Here is an 18,923-nt window from a genome sequence, read left to right as displayed (position 1 = left end):
CGTCCCGACGTCATCGGCGACGTCGAGGAACCTGACGCGTCCGTCCGGCGCGGCCAAATGATCTATGTTCCACTCTGCCGCGTGGACGGACGAACGCGGCTGGGCGCGGTGCTGTGGGTGTTGGTCGCGCAGTACTTCGTGCTGCTGTTCGTGGTGGAGTCGCGCTGGGAGGTCCCGTACAGCTGGGCGCGCAACGCGATCAGCGACCTGGGCGCGGCCACCTGCTTCCAGTCGGACCAGGTCGACCGCTGGGTGTGTTCGCCGTGGCACGTCGTCTCCGGCGTGTCCTGGACGCTCGCGGGTCTGTGCCTGGCTGCGGGAGCCCTGCTGGTCCGGCCGCTGTTCCCGGACGCGCGGACGGCCCGCGCAGGCCTTCTGCTCCTCGTCGTCACCGGTCTGGCCCTGGCCGTCGTCGGCCTGAACCCCGAGGACACCAGCCGGACGCTGCACATCGCCGGTGCGGTCGTCGCCATTCCGGTGGGCGAGGTCGCGATGCTGCTGACCGGCCTCGCCCTGGCACGCACCGCCCGGTGGCGCCTCCTGGGCCGCATCGGCGCCGGTGGTGCGATCGTGGCGGCGGTGGCCCTTGTGCTGATGGCGGCGCAGGTCGGCGGTCCGGCGCTGTTCGGTCTGTGGGAACGCATCGCGGCGTTCCCGGTGCTGCTGTGGGCGGTCGTCTGCGGTGTGGCGTTGCCGGCCAAGGCCTAGGACCAGTCCCAGCCCATGCCGAGCACGCCCGGCCGCACGTCCTTCGCCGTCAGGTGCAGCACCCGCCCCGGCGTGAGCGCGAGTTCGTCGCCGTGCACCTGCGTCGCGTCCACGCCGGGCTGTGCGAGGGCGTAGCAGCGGACAGGGAGGCACGGTTCGGTGAACTGCACGCTCGCCACGTACGTGCCCACGGGGTAACGGAAGGCGCGCCGGTAGTCGTGTGACCGCGCGCCGTTCTCCGCGATGGTGAAGCGGTACTCCAGCAGGTGCGTCTGACCCGCGCGCAGGCTTTGGTCGAACAGCAGCTCCACGGCGATCACCGGCGCTCCGGGGTGCCGCCGCACGCGTCCCAGCCGGCAGTCGCGCACGGCCTCCACACCCAACGCGTCCGGTGGCGTGCCGACGTCCGCGCAGTACACGGCCAGGTAGCGGTCAGGGTTGCCGGCGACCGCGCGCAGCACCTGTCTGGTGTGGATCGTGCGGAGCGCGCCGTGCTCGTCCACTGTGGCCGCGTCGTCCTGCGACCACAGACGCAGGTCGCCGTCGGACGGACCGACCAGCGCCCGCACGATCTCCGCGAGCGACTGCGCTGGTTCCAGCATCCGTCCGTAGTCGCGGGTCTGCTGCTGCTTCGACACCCATCGGCCACGAGGGCGCGGCGGCCCGAGCAGGGCTTCGAGGGAATGCCTGGGCAGGCCCAGGATGGTCTCGATGGCCTGCACCGCGCGCAGCGAGTCGGCGCGTTCAGGACGGCTGCGACCCAGTCGCCAGTAGCTCAGCGTGGACAGGCTGACGTGGATGCCCCGGCGGTCGAGACGGTCGCGCAGGCGTTCCAGGGTGAGGCCGCTGCGCTCGACGGCGGCCCGCAACGCGGCGTGGAACGGACCGGCGCGCAGCAACACGTCGACCTCGTCGCCGACGTCGGGAGGAACGGCCACCGCACACCCCCTCGACTGTGGAGAAAACAGTTTAGAAGGCCGATCACGCCCGATATGACCGACAAAGGTAGGTATCCCTCCACAGTTTTGGAGGGCGTTCCACAGTGGTGGGTCATCTGCCGGAGGTGGCCTTGACCGCGTTGGACCACCGGTATGTCATCGGCGCTGCGGCCCCTGCAAGAGCCGCCGAATCCCTGCCCTGTGCCGATTTCCCCCTGGAGGGCACATGTCCCGTCCGTTGTCCGCGCGGCGATTCGCCGCGCTGCTGTCCGCACTCGTCGCCGGTGCCGCGGTGCTGGCCGCGCCGTCCGCGACGGCCGCCGCACCCGACCTCGCCACGACTGTTCGCGCCACCATGCTCCAGCAGCACGGCGACGCGGTGAAACGTCAGTGGGACACGCAGACGTTGCGTGAACCGCTGTTCGAGCCGACCCGCACGTCTGGTGCGTGGGTGTTCGGCAGCACCACCATCCCGATGGCTCACGGTCAGGAGCACGGGGCGCCGCACATGGCGTTGTTCCTGGCACGCAAGGAACGGTCCGCGTGGCGGGTCGAGCTCGACGGCACCGCCGGGTTCGCCGCTCTGGCCGCGCAGGCGCCGTCCGGCGTGCTCAGCGACGGTGAGAAGCGGACCTTCGCGGCCAACCAGAGCAACCGCGCGCAAGCGCTCGCGCCCACCGGACTCGGCCTGCCGTGGCCGGTGAACGTGGCGTGGTGGATGGGCGGCGGTCCGCACGGCAACAGCGGCAACAGCAGGCCGTTCAGCTCCATCGACTTCAACGGCGGTGACGGCCGCGTCCTGTCCGCGGGCAACGGCCGTGTCTACAAGAGCTGCGTCGTGGGCCGCAGCGCACTGGTGAAGGTCGTGCACGACAACGGTTACAGCACCACCTACTACCACATGTACAACCTGACGACGCTCGCCGACGGCAGCGCCGTGCGCACCGGCACGTACCTCGGCAACATCGGCAACGAGCTGCCGTGCGGCGGTTCGAGCACAGGGGCGCACGTGCACTTCTCGTTGCTGCGCGGCAACACCCACGTGAGCGTCAACGGGATGACGATCGGCGGCTGGACCTTCTACGAGGGCTCGCGGGCGTACGACGGCTACGCGCAGCGCGGCAGCACGCGCGTGTCCGTCGGCGGCAAGGTCACGAACTACGGCGGTGGCGGTACGACCCTGCCCACCGGCACGGTCGACGCGGGTCCGAACACCACGGTGAACCTGCGGTCCGGCCCCGGCCTGAGCTACTCGGTCGCGGGCACGGTCGCGGACGGCGCGGTGGTGTCCATCGCGTGCACCAGCCGCGGCGAGGCCGTCGAGGGTGTCTGGGGTCGCACGGATCTGTGGGACCGGCTCGAGGACGGCAAGTGGATCAGCGACGGTTTCGTCGACACCGGCTCGAACGAACCGGTGGCCTCGGCCTGCTGACCTGACGGGTGCCGGTCCTGCCCTGGGCGGGATCGGCACTCATCGCAGCGCTGCCACCAGTTTCGTCGCCGTGACGCGTACCGCGGGTGTGTCGTAGCGGTCGCACTCGGTCCTCGAACCCGCAGCTTTACGTGCAGCGCCTGAGTCAGGGCCCCATGTGTACGTACGGGGCCCACAACCAGGGACTGCGTGGGTAACACGCTCTCAGATCACGCGTCACCCGGTGGATTGCCTCGTGCGGCGGCATGCCCATCGCCAGCAGGCCGTACAGGGTCGCGGTGAACTGGGTCGCGTCGCCGTCGGCGATCTCCCAGAGCGTGGCGATCACGTGGGTGAAACCGGCCAGCTGGAACGAGGACGCGACGTGGTGAGCCTCGTCCGCGAGGTAGAAGGCGCCTGCGGCCGATCCGCACGAGGCCAGGAACACCAACTCGGCGTCGAGCGACAATGCCGAGATGTCCGGCAGCGACAACGTCCCGTCCTGGAGCACGAGTTCGCTGGCCGTCCTTCCGAACGGATCGGATCTCGTGTGGCATGCGAAGTGCGCCCAATCGTGTGCGGCGAGTTCCCTGAGCACGCCTGCCTTGGTGGCTGCCTCACCGGCCAGGACCTTGGTGCGGGGAAACAGGTCGGTCAGCGCCCTCGCGTCTGCCGTCGAATGCCGCAGCGGCAAGGTTCCCGGTGCCTGCGGAGTGGCGACGACGAGCAGACGCGGATCAGGACTGGCTCGGTGAGAACTGGGAGCAGGGATGTCCGTCGCGCTGAGGGTGTTCAGCGTGGTGGTGTACGACGACATCACGTGGTCTCCCACTCCCTGCGCGGGAACCGCGGTGTAGTCCCCAGCCGCGTGCAGCGGCAGGAAACTCAGCAGACCCGTTGGGCACCACCACAGCCGGGGCGGGGTGTCGCCGCCGAGTTCGGCACCCAGCGATGCCAAGACGGGTTGTGCAATGGCGGTCCAGAGCCATCCGAGCGTGTCGAGGATGACGGTGCCCGCCTCCCATCGCGTCTCCGCGGACCCGTACGGATCGTGCAACCTGCCGACAGCGGAGGTGAAGTCCTTGAACCGCCTCGCCACGGACAGGTAGTCGGCCTCTGGCAAAGGCAGACAGGTGGTCCTGCCATCGGCCAGGATGACCGCGTCGCTCTGTCTCGTCGCGACGTTCACGACGACCACCAGCCGGTTCTCGGTCAACCGGTCGAGGTCTGGCACTCGTGGCCGCAGGAAGCTCTCAAAGCCCGGCATCGCCCGGACCTCGTCACGCACGCGCTCCCATTCCCGGACGATCCGCCGATGCTCGTCCCCGGCGCTACCGCGGGCCTCGGCCGAGACCGGGCCCACGCTTGCCCCGAGCACCGTCATCTTCTCGCCCAACTGGGCGAACTCCTCTCCCAGGTCCGGCCGCTGCGACAGCAGGTCCGACAGGTCGCGGCGAGTCTCGGTGAGCTGTCCCAACAGGATTCCCCGTCCGCGTTCGAGCAGTTCCAGCGCCTTGTGGGGATCGCCGAGCCGCAGCGCGCAGGCTGCGGCCTCCGACGCGAACGGGATCTGCTCGGCGAGCAGGAACTCCTTGTCCGACCGGCCGAGACGATGGCCCACGAGCTGGGGCAGCAGGTCCACCGCTGCCTCGTAGTGCTCGAGCGCGCCGGTCCAATCATCCTCGGAGGCGGCCAGTTCCCCTGCCGCGGTGGCCGCCCGAATGCGTTGCGCGAGATCCACGTGGGAGGCCCGGTAGATCTGTTGCTGGAGTTCGAGTGCCTCCGCGAACCCGAGTCCGTCCTCACGTCCTCGCACAACCAGGATGTGGGACAGCACGCTCATCGCCTGCATGTGCAGCGCGTCATCGGAGCTCGTCATGGCCATGGCTTTGCGTCCTGCGGCTTCCCCGTCGTCCAACGCCAACGGAGCTTTCCCGTGCTTGTGCAGATCCAGCAGCGTTGCCGCCAGGTTGATGTGCCACACCGGCCAGTCGGGGTGATCCGGCCGGCCGATGCGGATCGCTTCCCGCATCAGCTCGACGGCTTCGCCCGCATCGTCTTCCGACGAGTGGTGTTGCCCGCGGCCCTGCAACGCCATGGCGAGATAGGACATGGCGGCCGGGTGCTCCCTGCTTCCAGGAGCACAAAGTGCCAGAGATCTCCGGCCCAGGTCCACGATCTTGTCGAGTTCGCGGGCGAAGTCGGCGTAGAGACCGGAGAACTCGTCACCGTTGGCGGGAACGCTGTTCTCCAGAGTCTTGCGGGAACCGCCCAGGAGCGGCTTGAGTTGTCGGACGTGGTGCGTCCTCGCCTGCGCGAGCCTGAACATCGCTTCTGGTGTCGTGCGCCAGGTCTCCGGGTTCGACGCAGCCTCACCGAGCACGTCGATGGCCTCCAGCAGCGCCGTGCTGTCTCGCGAGACCTCGTAAAGCCAGAGCAGACAGGTGCCCATGCCCAGCTGGGTGACGGCGCGGGTGAACGATCCTGCCGCGGTGCTCTGCGCAGCCATTCGATAGACGGGCAGCACTTCGTCCAGCAGTTTTCTGTTCTGTGTTGTGGTGTAGGCGGTGACGAGAGTGTTTCCGCAAACGGTCAGAAGCCAGCCACGTGCATCTTCGTCCATCGATGCGTCGTCCATGTAGGCCCTGGCCAGCCGAAGTGCCTCGTCCAACGCTTCGTGGTGCTGGGTGAGCACGAACTCCACCCGGTAGGAGTCGATGAGGCCGGCTTTCGCCCGCCACGTGTCCTCGTGGCCGGGCGGTCCGACGGCCGCTGACTCGAGCAACTTCCTGCCCTCCGCCAGGACTTCCGTGCCTTCGCCGAGTTCGCCGCGCAACGTGAGCGAGCGGCCCAGCTCCACTTGGATCGCCGCGTGGTCCGGATGGTTCGCGCCCGCGTGTTCGGACGCGGTCCGCAGCAGGACGATCGCGTGATCGCAGTCGGCGAGGCTGGCGGTGGCTTCGGCCAATTCCTGGTAGGACAGTGCGGCGTTCATCAACGACATCACCACGACAGGAGAGGAAGAACTCATCATCCGTGCGGCCGTGTGGTTCCAGCGCGCCGATTCCCGTAGAGCCTCAACGTCGTTCTGCGCCAACGCCTTCTCTCTCAGCACGTTGCCGAGGCAGGACACGGCCGTGGCGTCGTCCGGTTTCTGCTGATGTGCGAGACGTGCCCATTGTTCGGCTTCCGAGAGGTCATCGCCCCGCGCGATGTCGATGCGGGTGTGCGCCCGTGTCTTGAGAGCGTTCGCAAGACTGACCATCCAGCTCAGGTCGTGCGGGGGCACACCGCTCAGTGCGGACCTCAGTGCCTCGACTGCCTCGTCCAACGCCGCGGAATCGTTCTCGGTCATGTGCTTGATCCGTAGACAGAGACCGAGCTCCGCCTGGCAGGCAAGGCGTTCTTCAACGCTCACCGCGGCGTGCGCGCTCAGCGCGCGCAACACGGAAGCCCGTGCCCGCAACAACGCCGGCTCTCGCCGGGCGACCTCCAGCGGCACGAGGATCTGGGAAAGCGAGTCGAGCAGATCACGGTCGCGGCTGTTGTCCGGGTTGCAGTCATCGACCAGCAAGCCGATGTACCGCGCGGCCTGTTCAGCCCGCCCGACCGCCGATGTGACCAGGCTGGACGAGATGAGAGCCCCGGCGAGTTGGAGCCGGACCTGCAACCGGATGTCAGGGGTTGGAGTTCTCTCCTGCACTCGGTCCCACGCCGCGACGGCCAGGGTCAGCAGTGGTTCCCCGTGCTCGCTCAGATGGTCTCCACTGGCGCGATAGGTCTTGACGAGGTTGCTGCCGAGCGCGGTCAGCAACGGAACAGCTTGCTCGTCGGTCGCCGAGGTCAGGGAGTCGATCGTGTGTGAGGCCCACGTGACGGCCTCACCGAGGGAGTCTGGATTTCGATCCCGTGCGCACTGCAGCAGTAGCGCGTGCACCAGGTTGACCTGGAGCATTTCGGGCATGGCCCCGATATCTCGCAGGATGGCGATACCGAGCCGGAGACGGGCGATCGCCTCGCTCAGCCGCGTGTCATCGCCGGCCTGGTAAGCGGCGACGAGCTCTCCTGCCTCACGGCCCAGGCCGATGGCTTTCTCGAACAGCTCCGGCCCCGTGAGCTTCCTGGACAGCACGGCACTGATCTTGTCCGGAACTGCGTCTGGGCGCTGCTCCCACAGAGGCCGGAAATATTCTGCAGCGAGGTGGAAATCATCTCCGTCGAAGGACAGCAGAGCGACGCAGCGAAACCAGTGGAACCATCCGAGTGCCGTGGCGGTCTCATCACTCCCGCCCGTTTGATGGGCTTCGACGAGTCGCCCCGCGGTCATCTCTGCTTCGTGGCCAAGCACGTGGCGTGGATCGGAAGTGTTCACGAACTGGCTGAGCCTGGCCAGCAGCTCGGTGAGTGGAGAGCTCGTCATCGTCCCGTTTTTCGAAGTGGCCCTTCAGACTGCGGCATCCGTAATATCATGCCGCAGAACCGGAGCTTCAGAGGTGGACAGGCGACATGCAAAATCGGGATGACCTCGGCGCATGGTGTGAGGCACTTCCCCTCCTGCGCCGCCTCGCCGCTGCGCAGGGGCGTGCGGCCGAAGTGGCGGAACTCGTGTGCGACGCGCGAACAGATGCCAGCATAGTGACGCGGCTGGACGAACTGGGCCGCCAGCTGGGTATTCCCTCGGCCGGTCCGCGATCGACGGTCGGCGTTCCCGGTGTTTCCCCCGGCACACCGATCGACGGGTTGTTCGTGTGCCCGATGGCGCGCTGCGGTCGGGACTGGGTGCGGGCTCCCGGAGTGGCCACACCTGAATGCCACCTCTTCGGTGAGACTCTGACCCAAGCGACTCCGCAGCGGCATCCCCGATGAATTCATTTCTGGGTGAGCTCGCCAAACAGCTCGCCGGCAAATGGTTGTCGCTGCTCGTGGTGCCAGGAGCGTTGTTCGTCGCCTCCGTCGTCGTCGGTTGGCGGATTCGCTTCGGAATGTGGCCCGCCGTTGACAGGTTCTTCACGGACCTGCGTGACGGCCGGGTCACAGGCTTGGTGCTCGTCGCCGTCGCGGTCGGCGTTCTGCTCGTGTCGGCGTGGGCGGGAATTCTCGCTCGGACGTTGGGGAGAGCGACGCACTGGTTGTGGCTCGGGCAGTGGCCGTTGCGCACTGGGGTCCCACTTGCCCGCATTCGTGGCTGGCGATGGAAGCGAGCGCACCGACGCTACGAAGAGGCGTTCCGGCAGGACAAGCCCGACCAGGTGCTGGCGCGCCTTGCGCATCGGCGCAATCGCGTCTCACTGGCACCTCCGGCCAGACCGACCTGGATGGGCGATCAGATCGCCGCGCTGAGCACACGCGTCCAGGTCGAGTACCACCTCGACCTGGAATTCGGCTGGCCTCGACTGTGGCTGGTCCTGCCTGAGGAAGTGCGCACCGTGTTGGAGGAAGCCAGAGAGTCGTTCAACGGAGCGGCGGCGCTGGCCGGCTGGGGCGTCCTCTACACCATCGCGGGAGTCCTCTGGTGGCCGCTTGGTCTGGTCGGGCTCGTCACGTTGGTGAGCGCAGTGGTGCGCGGCCGGTCGGCTGCCTCCAACCTGGCGCAACTGATGGAGTCCGCTGTCGATCTGCACGGCGGGAGCCTCGCCTCGACACTCGGCATCACCGTCCAGGACAACCGTCTCACGCCCGAGGTGGGCAGCCAGATCACCCGTGCGGTCCGCAAAGGAGCCTGACGACCCTGCTCGCTCTGCTCAGGAGCTCGTGCTCTTGATCGCTTTTCAACGAACGCAAACCTTGATCTTCTCGCCTTGACCTGCGTAATTGCGCGAGCACAGAGGGGATTTCGGCTGGGACCGGCAGATCGCAGCCGGGCAGAGCGGAGCTGATCATCGCAGCGCTGCCACCAGTTTCGTCGCCGTGACACGGACCGCCGGGGTGTCGTAGCGGTCGCACTCGGCCAGTGCCCGCACCCGGTACTCGCGGGCCTGCGCCGACTCTCCCGCGGCGTCAGCGAGTTCGGCGAGTCTGGCCAGGATCTCGACCCGGTGGTCGGAGAGCCGCGCCTCGCCCAGCGCCGCCAGCAGTTGTTCCCGCGCCTCGCCGTGTCGTCCCGCGTCCATCAGCACCAGGCCGCGGTTGTGTTGCACGCGAGCCGTTCCCGCGGTGTTGGAGTGCCCGCGGAACACCGACTCCGCCTCGTCGAGGAGGTCCATCGCGGCGATCACCTGGCCCGCGTCCGCCAGGGTGGTCGCCAGGCGGATCAGCAGCATCGACAGCAGTTCGTCGTCGCCGTCTGCCTTGCGGTGCTGGTCCACGCTGCGTTGCTGCACCTCGGCCGCTTCGGTGAGGTCGCCGGAGGCGTGCAGCATCAGGCCCAGCAGGGAGAGCGCGAGGTTCTCGCCGATCAAGTAGCCGGCTCGCTGGAACAGGGCGACAGATCGGCGGCCCAGCGACACCGCTTTCCCCAGTTCGCCGAGCCGCCGCCGGATCGCCGAGCCGTAGTAGCAGTTCCACGCTTCGGTGTGGGTGTCGTCGATCGGTTCCGCCGCGGCTTCCTCGTGCACGGCCAGGGCTTCGTGTGGTTGTCCGCACAACGCGTACAGCGCCCATGACAGGTAGTTCAACTGTTCGGCGGCGTTCTTGGCGTTGCCCAGTTGCCGGGCCGCGTGAGCGCCTGCGGAGAAGACCTCGCGCCACAGTTCGCCGACGCCGTGCATGTCCGAGTACCAGTGCATTGCTTGGGCCAGAGCGAGAACGCGGTCGTGCTCGCCTTCCGCCACCGCCGACCGCAGTGCCCCGCGCCAGTTCTCCAGCTCCCGTTCGAGCCACCGGGCCGCGGACTCCTTGTCGTGCACCGGTCCCGCGCGCCCGGCGGGCAGGTCGTGGTCGAAGAAGAGGGCCGCTCCGGTGGCGGTGTCGAGGAGCCAGTGCCGCAAACGTGTGCGCGCCTTCAGCACGGTGGCCGGGTCGTCGTCGAGTTCGAGCCGTTCGGCGGCGAAGACGTGCAGCAGGTCGTGGCGCGTGTAGCGGCCGGGCGTCTCGCTGATGCCCAGCAGGCTCGCGTCGGCCAGTTCCTCCAACGACTCCTCGGCGTCGTCGACCAGAACGGCGGCCAGGGCCACGCTCACCTCGGGGCTCGTGACCAGAGCCAGCCTGCGGAACAGTGTGGCGGCGGCGGGACTGAGCTGGTGGTAGGAGATCTCGAACGCCGCCCGCACCTGCAGGTCGCCCGCCCGCAGCACGGACAGCCGGCGCCGTTCGTCCTCCAGCTGCTCGGCGAGGTGGCCGATCGTCCACTGTGGTCTGCTGGTCAGCCGGTTCCCTGCGATGAGCAACGCCAGCGGCAGGCCTCCGCACAGCTCGGCGACCCGTTCGGCCGCCTCCGGTTCGGCGTCGAGCCGTTCCGGTCCGGTGACGGCGCGCAGCAGTTCGACGGAGCGGTTCAGCGGCAACAACTCCAGCGGGAGCCGGTGCCGGGCGTCCAGACCGGTCATGGTTCGGCGGCTGGTCAGCAGCACCAGCGTGCCGGGGCTGGAGGCGAGCAGCGGCCGCACCTGCGCCTCGTTCTCCGCGTTGTCGAGCACCAGCAGCACGGCCCGGTCGCGCAGCTGCGACCGGTACAGCGACAGCTTGTCGTCCGGGTCTGCGGGAATCTGGCGTTCGTCCACTCCGAACGAGCGCAGCAGCCGGTGCGCCGCTTTGTCCGGGGTCAGCGGCTCGTCGGTGCCGCGCAGGTCGAGGAACACGCAGCCGTCGGCGAACCGCGCGCCCAGGCGGTGCCCGGCGTCGACGGCGAGCGCGGTCTTGCCGGCACCGGGCGCGCCGTGGACCACGGCGATCTGCAGCCGTGACGACGACGCGGCGTCCGCGGCGAACCCGTCCAGGAGCTCCTTCTCGCTCTCCCTGCCGGTGAGCTCGATCAGCACCGGCGGCAGCGAACAGGACGTCACAGGGAACGGCGCGTCCGGGCGTTCTTCGGCTCCGGCCACCCGGCTGGCGCGGGCGAGCGCGGTGAACTCCGCTGCCTCTTCACCGACCAGCCCGAGCCCGTTCACCAGCAGTTGCACGGTGCGGAACTGCGGACTGAGCGTGCGGCCGCGTTCCATGTCGCTGATCGCGCGCGTGCTCAGGCCGGTGCGTTCTGCCAGCTCTTCCTGCGTCAACGGAACACGCGATCGATAAAAACGGAGAAAATCCCCGAACGCGGTCGTGCTCACTGCGCTACCCCCCGACGTCCTCAGCGCATGGTGCTGACTGGTAGACGCCTGACACCGGGGTAACGCTGCTTCCGAACCACATTTCTGCCGGAAGTTCTGCTGGTTGTTCAGCAAGGTGAACCTTCCCGGCCGAAATTAGCTTCGAGGTGTGTCCCTCGCGTACCCAGTGCGGCTCTGTGCTGCGCTCTGGCTGGCCGCCCTGGCGTGGCTGCTGTTCACCTGGTCCGATCACTACCCGATCGACCTCGACGTGTACCGGCTCGGCGGCCTCGCGTGGCTGGAGGGCCGCCCGCTCTACGTCGGCTTCACCGGCCCGCCGCTCGACCCCCAGCTGCCCTTCACCTATCCGCCGATCGCGGCGGTGCTGTTCAGCGGCCTGAGCCTCGTGCCGGGCGGATGGCACAACCTGCTGGTGGTCGCGGCCGGTTTCCTCGCGCTCACCGCGGTGTGCGTGGCGGTGGCGGGCAAGGTCCGTCCTGATCTCAAGTGGACGGTCGGTCCGCTGGCCGCGATCGGCGCGCTGGCGCTGGACCCGGTGTGGACGACCTACGGCTACGGGCAGATCAACCTGTTCCTGCTGGCGCTGGTCGTGATCGACGTCCTGCTGGTGACCGACAAGCGCCGCCGTGGCGTGCTGATCGGCATCGCCGCGGCGATCAAGCTGACGCCCGCGATCTTCGTGCTGTACTTCGTCGTCAAGCGCGACTGGCGGGCCGCCATCACGTCGACGGCCACGTTCGCGGGACTGGTCGTCGCGGGATTCCTGATCGCACCAAGGGATTCGCTGCGGTACTGGATGCACTCGCTGCTGGACCCCGACCGCATCGGCGACATGTCGTTGTCCACGAACCAGTCCATCCGCGGTCTGCTGCGCGGATTCGGGCTCGCGCCCGGCGTGGAGACGCTGCTGTGGGTGGTGCTCGCCGCCGCCGTGGTGGCCACCGCGGTCTTCGTGGCCCGGCGGACCCGCGATGACCTGGTCGCACTGTTCGTCATCGCGGCCGCCGGACTGCTGGCCTCGCCGGTCTCCTGGCTGCACCACTGGGTCTGGTGTGTGCCAATGCTGGTGTACCTGGCGCTGCGCGGCAACGCCTGGCCCGCCTTCGCCGCCGTGTTCCTGGTGTTCGTGACGCGGCTGCACGAGTTCGACACCTACGTGTGGCTGGCCGTCACGGCGTTGGGGTTGCTGGCTTTCAGGCAGGTGACACGAACGTCAGCACCACCGGTTCCACAACGGATCTGAGTTGCGTGGGCTGCGAGGATTCAGTCCGTGGAGGAAGAACCCTGGTCGAGGGCCACGCTCCGGGTGTGGGCGGGTGAGATGACCGTCGCACAGATCGGCGCCGCGCTGAAGATCGGTGCCGAGCGGAGCGACAGGCTCTGGTGCGTCGATGCCGGTGGCGGCGACCTGCATCTGGACGACCTGCTGAAGCGCGTCGAGGCGTTGCTCACCGAGCACCGGGAAGCGCTGGTCCAGGTCGCGGCCAGATGTGACGTGGACCTGTTCGTCTCGTGGTCGCCGAAGCCGGGACAGGATTCCGTCTGCCTCGGCCCGGGCCTGATCGAACTCCTCGGGGAACTCGGTGCCCACGTCGTGATGGACACACTCACCGACTAGCGGAACCACCCGAAGAACCCGATCTTCCAGCCCTTCTTCGTGGCTAGTGCCTCGCCCTTGCGATTACCTCGTGTCAAGAGACGTCAAGAGGGTGGATTCGGCTGTGACCGCTGTTGCGGAGCTGTTCCGGCGAGTTCCGCGCAACGTGCTGTGGCCCGGTGTGTCCGGTGCCGTCATGCTCGCCATCGGCGGGCTGGGAGCGGGCGCGATCGTCCGCAGGGACCCGTTGCTGAGCGGGACGGTCCTGAACGCGATGAGGTACGGCCATGGCCACGACCTCGCGTTCATCGTCCTGTTCGCGGGCCTGGCGCTCATGGTGCTGTCCTGGGTCCGGCTCGGCCGTCTGGTGCTCGCACGTGAAGTGGGTGGCCGGACGGTGGCGGTGACGGCTGCGGCGTGGACCGCGCCGTTGATCATCGCGCCGCCGCTCTACAGCCGTGACGTCTACAGCTACCTGGCGCAGGGCGCGGTGGCGCTGCGCGGCTTCGACCCCTACTCGCGTGGCGCCGCCGTGCTCGACCTGCCGTTGCGGGGCAACGTCGCGGGCCTGTGGCAGGAGACGCCGTCGCCGTACGGGCCGCTGTTCCTCCTGCTGGGCAAGGGGACGGTGTGGCTGACCGGCGACAACGTCATTCTCGGGGCGATCGTCATGCGCATCGCCGTGCTCGCCGGGCTGGTGCTGCTGGCGTGGGCGATTCCGGGTCTGACGAGGCACCTGGGTGGACGTTCCTCGACGGCGTTGTGGCTGACCGTCGCGAACCCGCTGGTCGTGGCGCTGGGCGTCGGTGGCGCGCACAACGACGTGCTGATGGTCGGGTTGATGGCGGCGGGCGTGCTGATGGTGCTGGACCGCAAGCACCTGAGGGGGTTCGCGCTGATCGCGTTGGCGACCGCGGTGAAGGCTACCGCGCTGCTCGTCGCGCCGTTCCTCGTGTGGGTGTGGGCGGCACGGCTGGAAGGTGCGGCACGGCAACGCTTTCTGACCGCCGCCGCAGCCGGGGGAGCGGTGTTCGTCGTGGTCTTCGCGGCGGCGACGGTGGTGGCGGGCGTCGATCTCGGCTGGATCAGCGTGCTGCGATCGCAGGGGCCGTTGCTCACCTGGATGTCGTTGCCGTGTGCCGCGGCGGAGCTCCTCTACTTCTCGATCGGCCGGTACGTGCCGGGCTTCACGCATCTCGGCTTCCTCACCTTCTTCCGCGCCGCCGGTGTGGTCGTGCTCGCCGGAGTGCTCGTGCGGCAGTGGTGGCTGGCACGAGCGGGCGGGGTGGAAGCGATGAGACGCGCCACGATCGCGTTGCTCGCCGCGTCACTGCTCGCGCCTTCGGTGCTGCCGTGGTACTTCACGTGGGCGCTCGCGTTGGGAGCGACGTTCGCGTGGAAGGACCGCCGGATCGCCGTGCTGGCGGGTGTTTCGGTGTGGATGGTGCTGGTCACCCTGCCGGACGGCACGATCGTCGCGCGCTGGACGTACGACTCCATGAACCCCTGGGTGTGGTGGCCGTACCTGGCTGCCACTGTTGTGGCAGGGATGTGGGTCGGGCGGGCGCTGCTGCACCCGGTGCGTCAGCCTGCCCCGGTGGCTGGAGGAACCGGTGAGTGAGCAGCGTGTGCTGAGGTTCGCGCCGTTGGTGTTGTGCCTGTCGTTGGGCATCTACGCCGCGACGGCGAACTGGGGGATGATCGACCTCAAGGTGTACTGGAGCCTCGCTCCGAACGTGCTCACCGACGAGCTCTACTCGATCACCATGCCGTTCACGGCGGACTTCCCGCTGCCGTTCACGTATCCGCCCTTCGCGGCGCTGGTGTTCCTCCCGCTGTCGGCGTTGCCGTGGATCGCGGCGAAGGTCGTCTGGCAGGTGCTGTCACTGGTCTGCCTGTGGTGGCTGGTCCGCACTGCGCTGAAGCTGCTGGCGGACAAGGCCGAACAGCCGTACGACGGCACGTGGCGGCGCCGCGCTCTGTTGTGGACGGCGATCGCGCTGTGGTTCGAGCCGGTGCGCAAGACCCTCGACTTCGGACAGATCAACCTCGTCCTGATCGCCGGGACGTTCGCGGCGATGGTCGCGACCCGGCAGGCCGTCGCGGGACTGGGCGTCGGTGTCGCCGCCGGGATGAAGCTGACGCCGGCGATCTCGGGGCTGTACTTCCTGGTCACGCGCCGGTGGAAGGCCGCGCTGTGGTCGGTGGCGGGCTTCGCGATCACGGTCGCGCTGGGCTTCCTGGTGTCGGCCGGGGACTCGTGGCGCTACTGGTTCGAGCTGCTCGGTGCGGCCGACCGAGTCGGGCCGGTGGGCTCGGTGATCAACCAGTCGTTGCGCGGCGCGTTGTCGCGTTCGCTCGGCTACGACGTCGAGATGTCGTGGCCGTGGCTGCTCGCGGCGGCGGTGTCTGTCGCGCTCACCTGGTTCGCGTTGCGGGCCGCGGTGAAGGCCGGGGACACGTTGGCGGCCGTGATCATCGTGCAGCTCTTCGGGCTGTTGGTCTCGCCGATCTCGTGGAGCCACCATTGGTTGTGGGTGATCCCGCTGGTCCTCTGGCTCGTGCACGGGCGACGGAATTTGGTGCTCGCCGGGGTGTGGGTGGTCGCGGTGGCCTCGGACGTCATCACGATCCTGATCAACCTGCAGCCGTCCATCTGGGAGATTCCGAGACCCTGGCCACTCGCGGCGCTCGGCTGGGTCTATCCGGCGCTCGCACTGCTCACCCTGGCGTTGACGCCGAAGCTGCTCGACCCGATCCCGAAGGCAGAACGTGTTGCGACCTAAGCCCCTCGCGAAGCTGGAACGGCGGCTGCTCGCCGTCGCCCCGTGGCTGCTGGCGATCTCGATGCTCGCACGCACGTGGATCATCGTCACCGGTTTCGGCAACGAGTCGATCGACCTGTACGTGTACTGGTCGCTGGCCCCGCACGTGCTCGAAGGCGACCTCTACCAGATGGTGTCGCCGCACTCGCCGCCCGACTTCCCGCTGCCGTTCACCTACCCGCCGTTCGGCGCGCTGGTGTTCCTGCCGATGACGTGGCTGTTCTGGGGTGCCGCGCAGTGGAGCTTCCGCCTGCTGACCGTGCTGTGCCTGTACTGGCTGGTGCGCGTGGCGCTGCGGCTCGTCGCGGGGGAGTCGTGGACGGCCGACACTCGAGTGTGGCGGCAGCGGGCGCTCCTGTGGACCGCCGTGCTGCTGTGGATGATGCCGGTCTTCCACACCTTCGAGTTCGGCCAGATCAACCTGCTGCTGGCCGCGGTCGTGCTGGCCGCGCTGGTGGCCCGCGACCCCCGCGTCGCCGGAGCGGGGATCGGCCTGACCGCCGGGGTGAAGCTCGTGCCCGCGATCTCCGGCCTGTACTTCCTCGCGACCCGCCGGTGGAAGGCCGCGGTGTGGTCGGTGGCGGCGTTCGCGGCGAGCGTCGGCCTCGGGTTCCTGGTGAACTTCGAGCAGGCCCGGCAGTACTGGTTCGTGCTGTTCGGCGACCCGGACCGGGTCGGGCCGATCGCGACCGCGCACAACCAGTCGTTGCGCGGCGCGCTGTCCCGCAGCCTCGGTCACGACGTCGGCATGTCCTGGCCGTGGATCATCGCCGCACTGGTGTCGACCGTGATCGCGTTGTTCGCGCTGAGGGCTTCGGTCCGGGCTAGCGACGCGTTGATCGGCGTGCTGTCGGTGCAGTTCCTGGGATTGCTGCTCTCGCCGATCTCCTGGGACCACCACTGGGTGTGGGTGGCGCCGCTGCTGATCTGGCTGGTGCATCAGAAGATCGCGCCGTGGGTGCGCACCACCCTGCTGGTGTTGTGGGTCCCGGTGATGTTCCTGGACGTGATCGCGTTCCAGCTGGACCGGCAGCCGACGATCTGGACGATCAGCCGGCCCGGCTGGTTGTCGCTGGCCGGGTGGGCCTATCCGGCGTTCGCGCTGGTGACGCTGGTCGTCATCGCGTGGTCGTGCAGGTCGCTGAAGTCCCACTCCGGCAACGGATCGGCGAACGTCCGCCACACCTCGGGCCCTGCCGCGAGCTCGGAGTCGGTGAGCAGCGCGGGATCCAGGCGCTGAGCGGGCTCCGTCACGTCGAGGTCCACGCCGATGAACACGAGTTCCTGGCGGGCGTCAGGCGCGTCGAGCAGCTGACCGGGTTCGATGACGAGGTTGGGACCGGCCTGCGACCACACGGCCAGCACGTCCGGCCGGGACGCGATGTGGCAGAAACCCTTGCTGCGCAACACACCTTCCCAGTCCGCCAGTGCCTCCACGAGCCGGGCGGGGTGGAACGGCCGTGACGCGCGGTAGGTGACGGACCGGATCCCGTACTCCTCGGTCTCCGGGGTGTGCCCGCCGGCCAGCTCCTGGGCCCAGCCGGGCGCCTGCGCGGCGGTGATCGGGTCGTACGAGCCGGTGTCGAGCACGTCGGCCAGCTCTACGACGCCATTGCGCGTGTGCAGCAGTCGGGCGGACGGGTTCAGGCGTCGCAGCACGGCGTCGAGCGTCGCGAGCTGATCCGCGGTGACGAGGTCGGTCTTGTTCACCACCAGCACGTTCGCGAACTCCACCTGGTCCACCAGCAGGTCCGAGACCTCACCGCCGGCCAGTCCGCGCAGGAACCCCTCCGCGTCCACCAGCGACACCATCGTGTCGAGCCGCGCGTGATCGGACAGGCTCGTGCCGTCCTCGAACGTCCAGTCGAACGTCGCCGCCACCGGCATCGGCTCGGAGACACCCGTCGACTCGACCAGGATCGTGTCGAACCGGCCCGAGCGCGCCAGCTCACCGACGCTGTCGAGCAGGTCCTCCCGCAACGTGCAGCAGATGCAGCCGTTGGTGAGCTCCACGAGGCGTTCGACGGTGCGGTCGACCAGCGCCGCGTCGATGTTGACCTCACTCATGTCGTTCACGATCACCGCCACCCGCCTGCCCTCGCGGTTGGTCAGCACGTGGTTGAGCAGCGTCGTCTTGCCGGAGCCCAGGAAACCGGACAGCACGGTCACGGGGGTGCGCATCAGAGTTCCATCTCTTCTTCGTGCCAGTCGGCGAACGGGTCGGCGAAGTCGAGTTCGGTGATCAGCCCCAGCTCCTCGTCGGTGACCAGGGCCGATCGGAGCGCCGCGGCGATCTCGGCGGCGTCGGCGGACCGGGTGATCACGACGAGCTCCTGGTCGCGGTCTCCCTCCCACGGCCCCAGGTTGCCCACGCGCAACCCGCCGCCCGCGGACTCCAGCCACAGCGCCGCGTCGGGCTGGCTCGCGACCCACACCCGGCCGCGCACCCGCACCACGCCGTCGAGCAGCACGTCGATGCAGTTGTGCAGCCGCATCGGGTGGAACGGGCGCCGGTCGGTGAAGTGGACGACGGACACGCCGTGCGCCGGTTCCAGTGACGGCCGCCCGTACAGCAGCGACCCGAAGCCGTCGTCGATCTCACCGCGCCGCGCGTCGGCGGGAATCGCGGCGAGCAACGCGTGGACGTCGAGTTCGGAAAGCTGCTGACGCGGCGCGTCGGGGGAGAGCCGGTCGAGCACGGCGGTGAGCACCGGGTCGCCCGGACCGGTCAGCACCAGCGCGTCCGCGAACTCCGTCTGCCCGACCACGACCTGCGCGACCATCCGCTCGTCGCCCTCGGCCGCGCGCATGCCCCGGTCGGCGAGCGAGTCGGCGCTGGTCGCGTCGTCGAGCCAGGTGGCGGTGTCGACGACCGTCACCACGGCCTCGATCTCCACCTCGGTCTCACTCAGCGCGAAGCAGACGGCCTCCGGTTCGAGCATCGGGTCCAGCTGCACGATCACGCGCCCGTCCAGCCCCTCGAGCAACGGGACGAGGTCCAGCCGCAACGTGCACGAGACGCACCCGTGCGCGAGCTCCAGGACGGTGAGCCTGCCGTCCGCCCACCGCCGCACCACCCCCTCGGCCAGGCTGCTCAGATCGTGCCTGACCAGCGACGACTCCGGTGACGCCCGCCAGAGTTCGTCGGCCACGTCGTGGTGGGTGAACCCCGCTACCAATACGACTCGTGCTGCCATGGTCCGCAGCCTACATGACAACGATTATCGTTTCTGAAGG

At 68.7% G+C, this 18,923-nt stretch carries 12 protein-coding genes and 1 pseudogene; 8 read left to right on the top strand and 5 right to left on the bottom strand.

Going from position 1 to position 18,923, the window contains the following annotated elements; all coding sequences use genetic code 11:
* Positions 1-81: 81 nt before the first annotated feature.
* On the top strand, positions 82-708 hold the full coding sequence (locus tag SK854_RS00810; protein ID WP_319972990.1) for a DUF998 domain-containing protein: 627 nt from the start codon (positions 82-84) through the stop codon (positions 706-708).
* On the opposite strand, the gene SK854_RS00805 is transcribed toward SK854_RS00810, so the two are convergent.
* Positions 705-1,646 (bottom strand): hypothetical protein, encoded by a 942-nt coding sequence (locus SK854_RS00805; protein WP_319972989.1) that lies wholly within the window; start codon positions 1,644-1,646, stop codon positions 705-707. The genes SK854_RS00810 and SK854_RS00805 overlap by 4 nt on opposite strands.
* Positions 1,647-1,872: 226 nt before the next feature.
* On the opposite strand from SK854_RS00805, the gene SK854_RS00800 reads away from it, so the two are divergent.
* Positions 1,873-3,078, top strand: coding sequence for a peptidoglycan DD-metalloendopeptidase family protein (locus SK854_RS00800; protein ID WP_319972988.1), 1,206 nt, complete (start codon positions 1,873-1,875; stop codon positions 3,076-3,078).
* 145 nt (positions 3,079-3,223) lie between these two features.
* Here the strand turns inward: SK854_RS00800 and SK854_RS00795 are convergent, their stop codons facing one another.
* A complete protein-coding gene (locus SK854_RS00795) occupies positions 3,224-7,477 on the bottom strand; it encodes a CHAT domain-containing protein (protein WP_319972987.1) in 4,254 nt (1,417 codons plus the stop codon).
* 442 nt (positions 7,478-7,919) lie between these two features.
* On the opposite strand from SK854_RS00795, the gene SK854_RS00790 reads away from it, so the two are divergent.
* The gene (locus SK854_RS00790; protein ID WP_319972986.1) at positions 7,920-8,780 is read left to right on the top strand and encodes a hypothetical protein; all 861 of its coding nucleotides are present in this window, start codon (positions 7,920-7,922) and stop codon (positions 8,778-8,780) included.
* Positions 8,781-8,933: 153 nt separating this feature from the next.
* On the opposite strand, the gene SK854_RS00785 is transcribed toward SK854_RS00790, so the two are convergent.
* The gene (locus tag SK854_RS00785) at positions 8,934-11,264 is read right to left on the bottom strand and encodes an ATP-binding protein (RefSeq protein WP_319972985.1); all 2,331 of its coding nucleotides are present in this window, start codon (positions 11,262-11,264) and stop codon (positions 8,934-8,936) included.
* A 148-nt stretch (positions 11,265-11,412) separates the two neighbouring features.
* On the opposite strand from SK854_RS00785, the gene SK854_RS00780 reads away from it, so the two are divergent.
* From SK854_RS00780 to SK854_RS00760, 5 genes and pseudogenes are all read left to right on the top strand, one after another.
* The gene (locus SK854_RS00780; RefSeq protein WP_319972984.1) at positions 11,413-12,507 is read left to right on the top strand and encodes a glycosyltransferase 87 family protein; all 1,095 of its coding nucleotides are present in this window, start codon (positions 11,413-11,415) and stop codon (positions 12,505-12,507) included.
* Between the two features lie 27 nt (positions 12,508-12,534).
* The gene (locus tag SK854_RS00775) at positions 12,535-12,882 is read left to right on the top strand and encodes a hypothetical protein (RefSeq protein ID WP_319972983.1); all 348 of its coding nucleotides are present in this window, start codon (positions 12,535-12,537) and stop codon (positions 12,880-12,882) included.
* Between the two features lie 103 nt (positions 12,883-12,985).
* The gene (gene mptB / locus SK854_RS00770; protein ID WP_319972982.1) at positions 12,986-14,482 is read left to right on the top strand and encodes a polyprenol phosphomannose-dependent alpha 1,6 mannosyltransferase MptB; all 1,497 of its coding nucleotides are present in this window, start codon (positions 12,986-12,988) and stop codon (positions 14,480-14,482) included.
* Complete coding sequence (locus SK854_RS00765) at positions 14,475-15,647, top strand: mannosyltransferase (protein WP_319972981.1); 1,173 nt, start codon at positions 14,475-14,477, stop codon at positions 15,645-15,647. Before mptB ends, SK854_RS00765 begins: the two co-directional genes overlap by 8 nt.
* A gap of 61 nt (positions 15,648-15,708) precedes the next feature.
* A pseudogene (locus tag SK854_RS00760) lies at positions 15,709-16,557 on the top strand (glycosyltransferase 87 family protein); the annotation flags it as partial.
* Between the two features lie 215 nt (positions 16,558-16,772).
* Here the strand turns inward: SK854_RS00760 and SK854_RS00755 are convergent.
* Positions 16,773-17,867 (bottom strand): GTP-binding protein, encoded by a 1,095-nt coding sequence (locus SK854_RS00755; RefSeq protein WP_319972980.1) that lies wholly within the window; start codon positions 17,865-17,867, stop codon positions 16,773-16,775.
* On the bottom strand, positions 17,867-18,883 hold the full coding sequence (locus SK854_RS00750; RefSeq protein ID WP_319972979.1) for a GTP-binding protein: 1,017 nt from the start codon (positions 18,881-18,883) through the stop codon (positions 17,867-17,869). The genes SK854_RS00755 and SK854_RS00750 overlap by 1 nt, the downstream gene beginning before the upstream one ends.
* Positions 18,884-18,923 lie beyond the last annotated feature (40 nt).

It is taken from the genome of Lentzea sokolovensis (assembly GCF_033949975.1).
GTDB classification, from domain to species: domain Bacteria; phylum Actinomycetota; class Actinomycetes; order Mycobacteriales; family Pseudonocardiaceae; genus Lentzea; species Lentzea sokolovensis.
This window is presented reverse-complemented; position numbering and strand designations above follow the sequence as displayed.

Bases quoted from the DNA above. Each gene is read 5' to 3' on its own strand.
- SK854_RS00755 (WP_319972980.1), bottom strand. From the start codon at position 17,867: ATGCGCACCCCCGTGACCGTGCTGTCCGGTTTCCTGGGCTCCGGCAAG.
- SK854_RS00800 (WP_319972988.1), top strand. From the start codon at position 1,873: ATGTCCCGTCCGTTGTCCGCGCGGCGATTCGCCGCGCTGCTGTCCGCA.
- SK854_RS00795 (WP_319972987.1), bottom strand. From the start codon at position 7,477: ATGACGAGCTCTCCACTCACCGAGCTGCTGGCCAGGCTCAGCCAGTTC.
- SK854_RS00750 (WP_319972979.1), bottom strand. From the start codon at position 18,883: ATGGCAGCACGAGTCGTATTGGTAGCGGGGTTCACCCACCACGACGTG.
- SK854_RS00790 (WP_319972986.1), top strand. From the start codon at position 7,920: ATGAATTCATTTCTGGGTGAGCTCGCCAAACAGCTCGCCGGCAAATGG.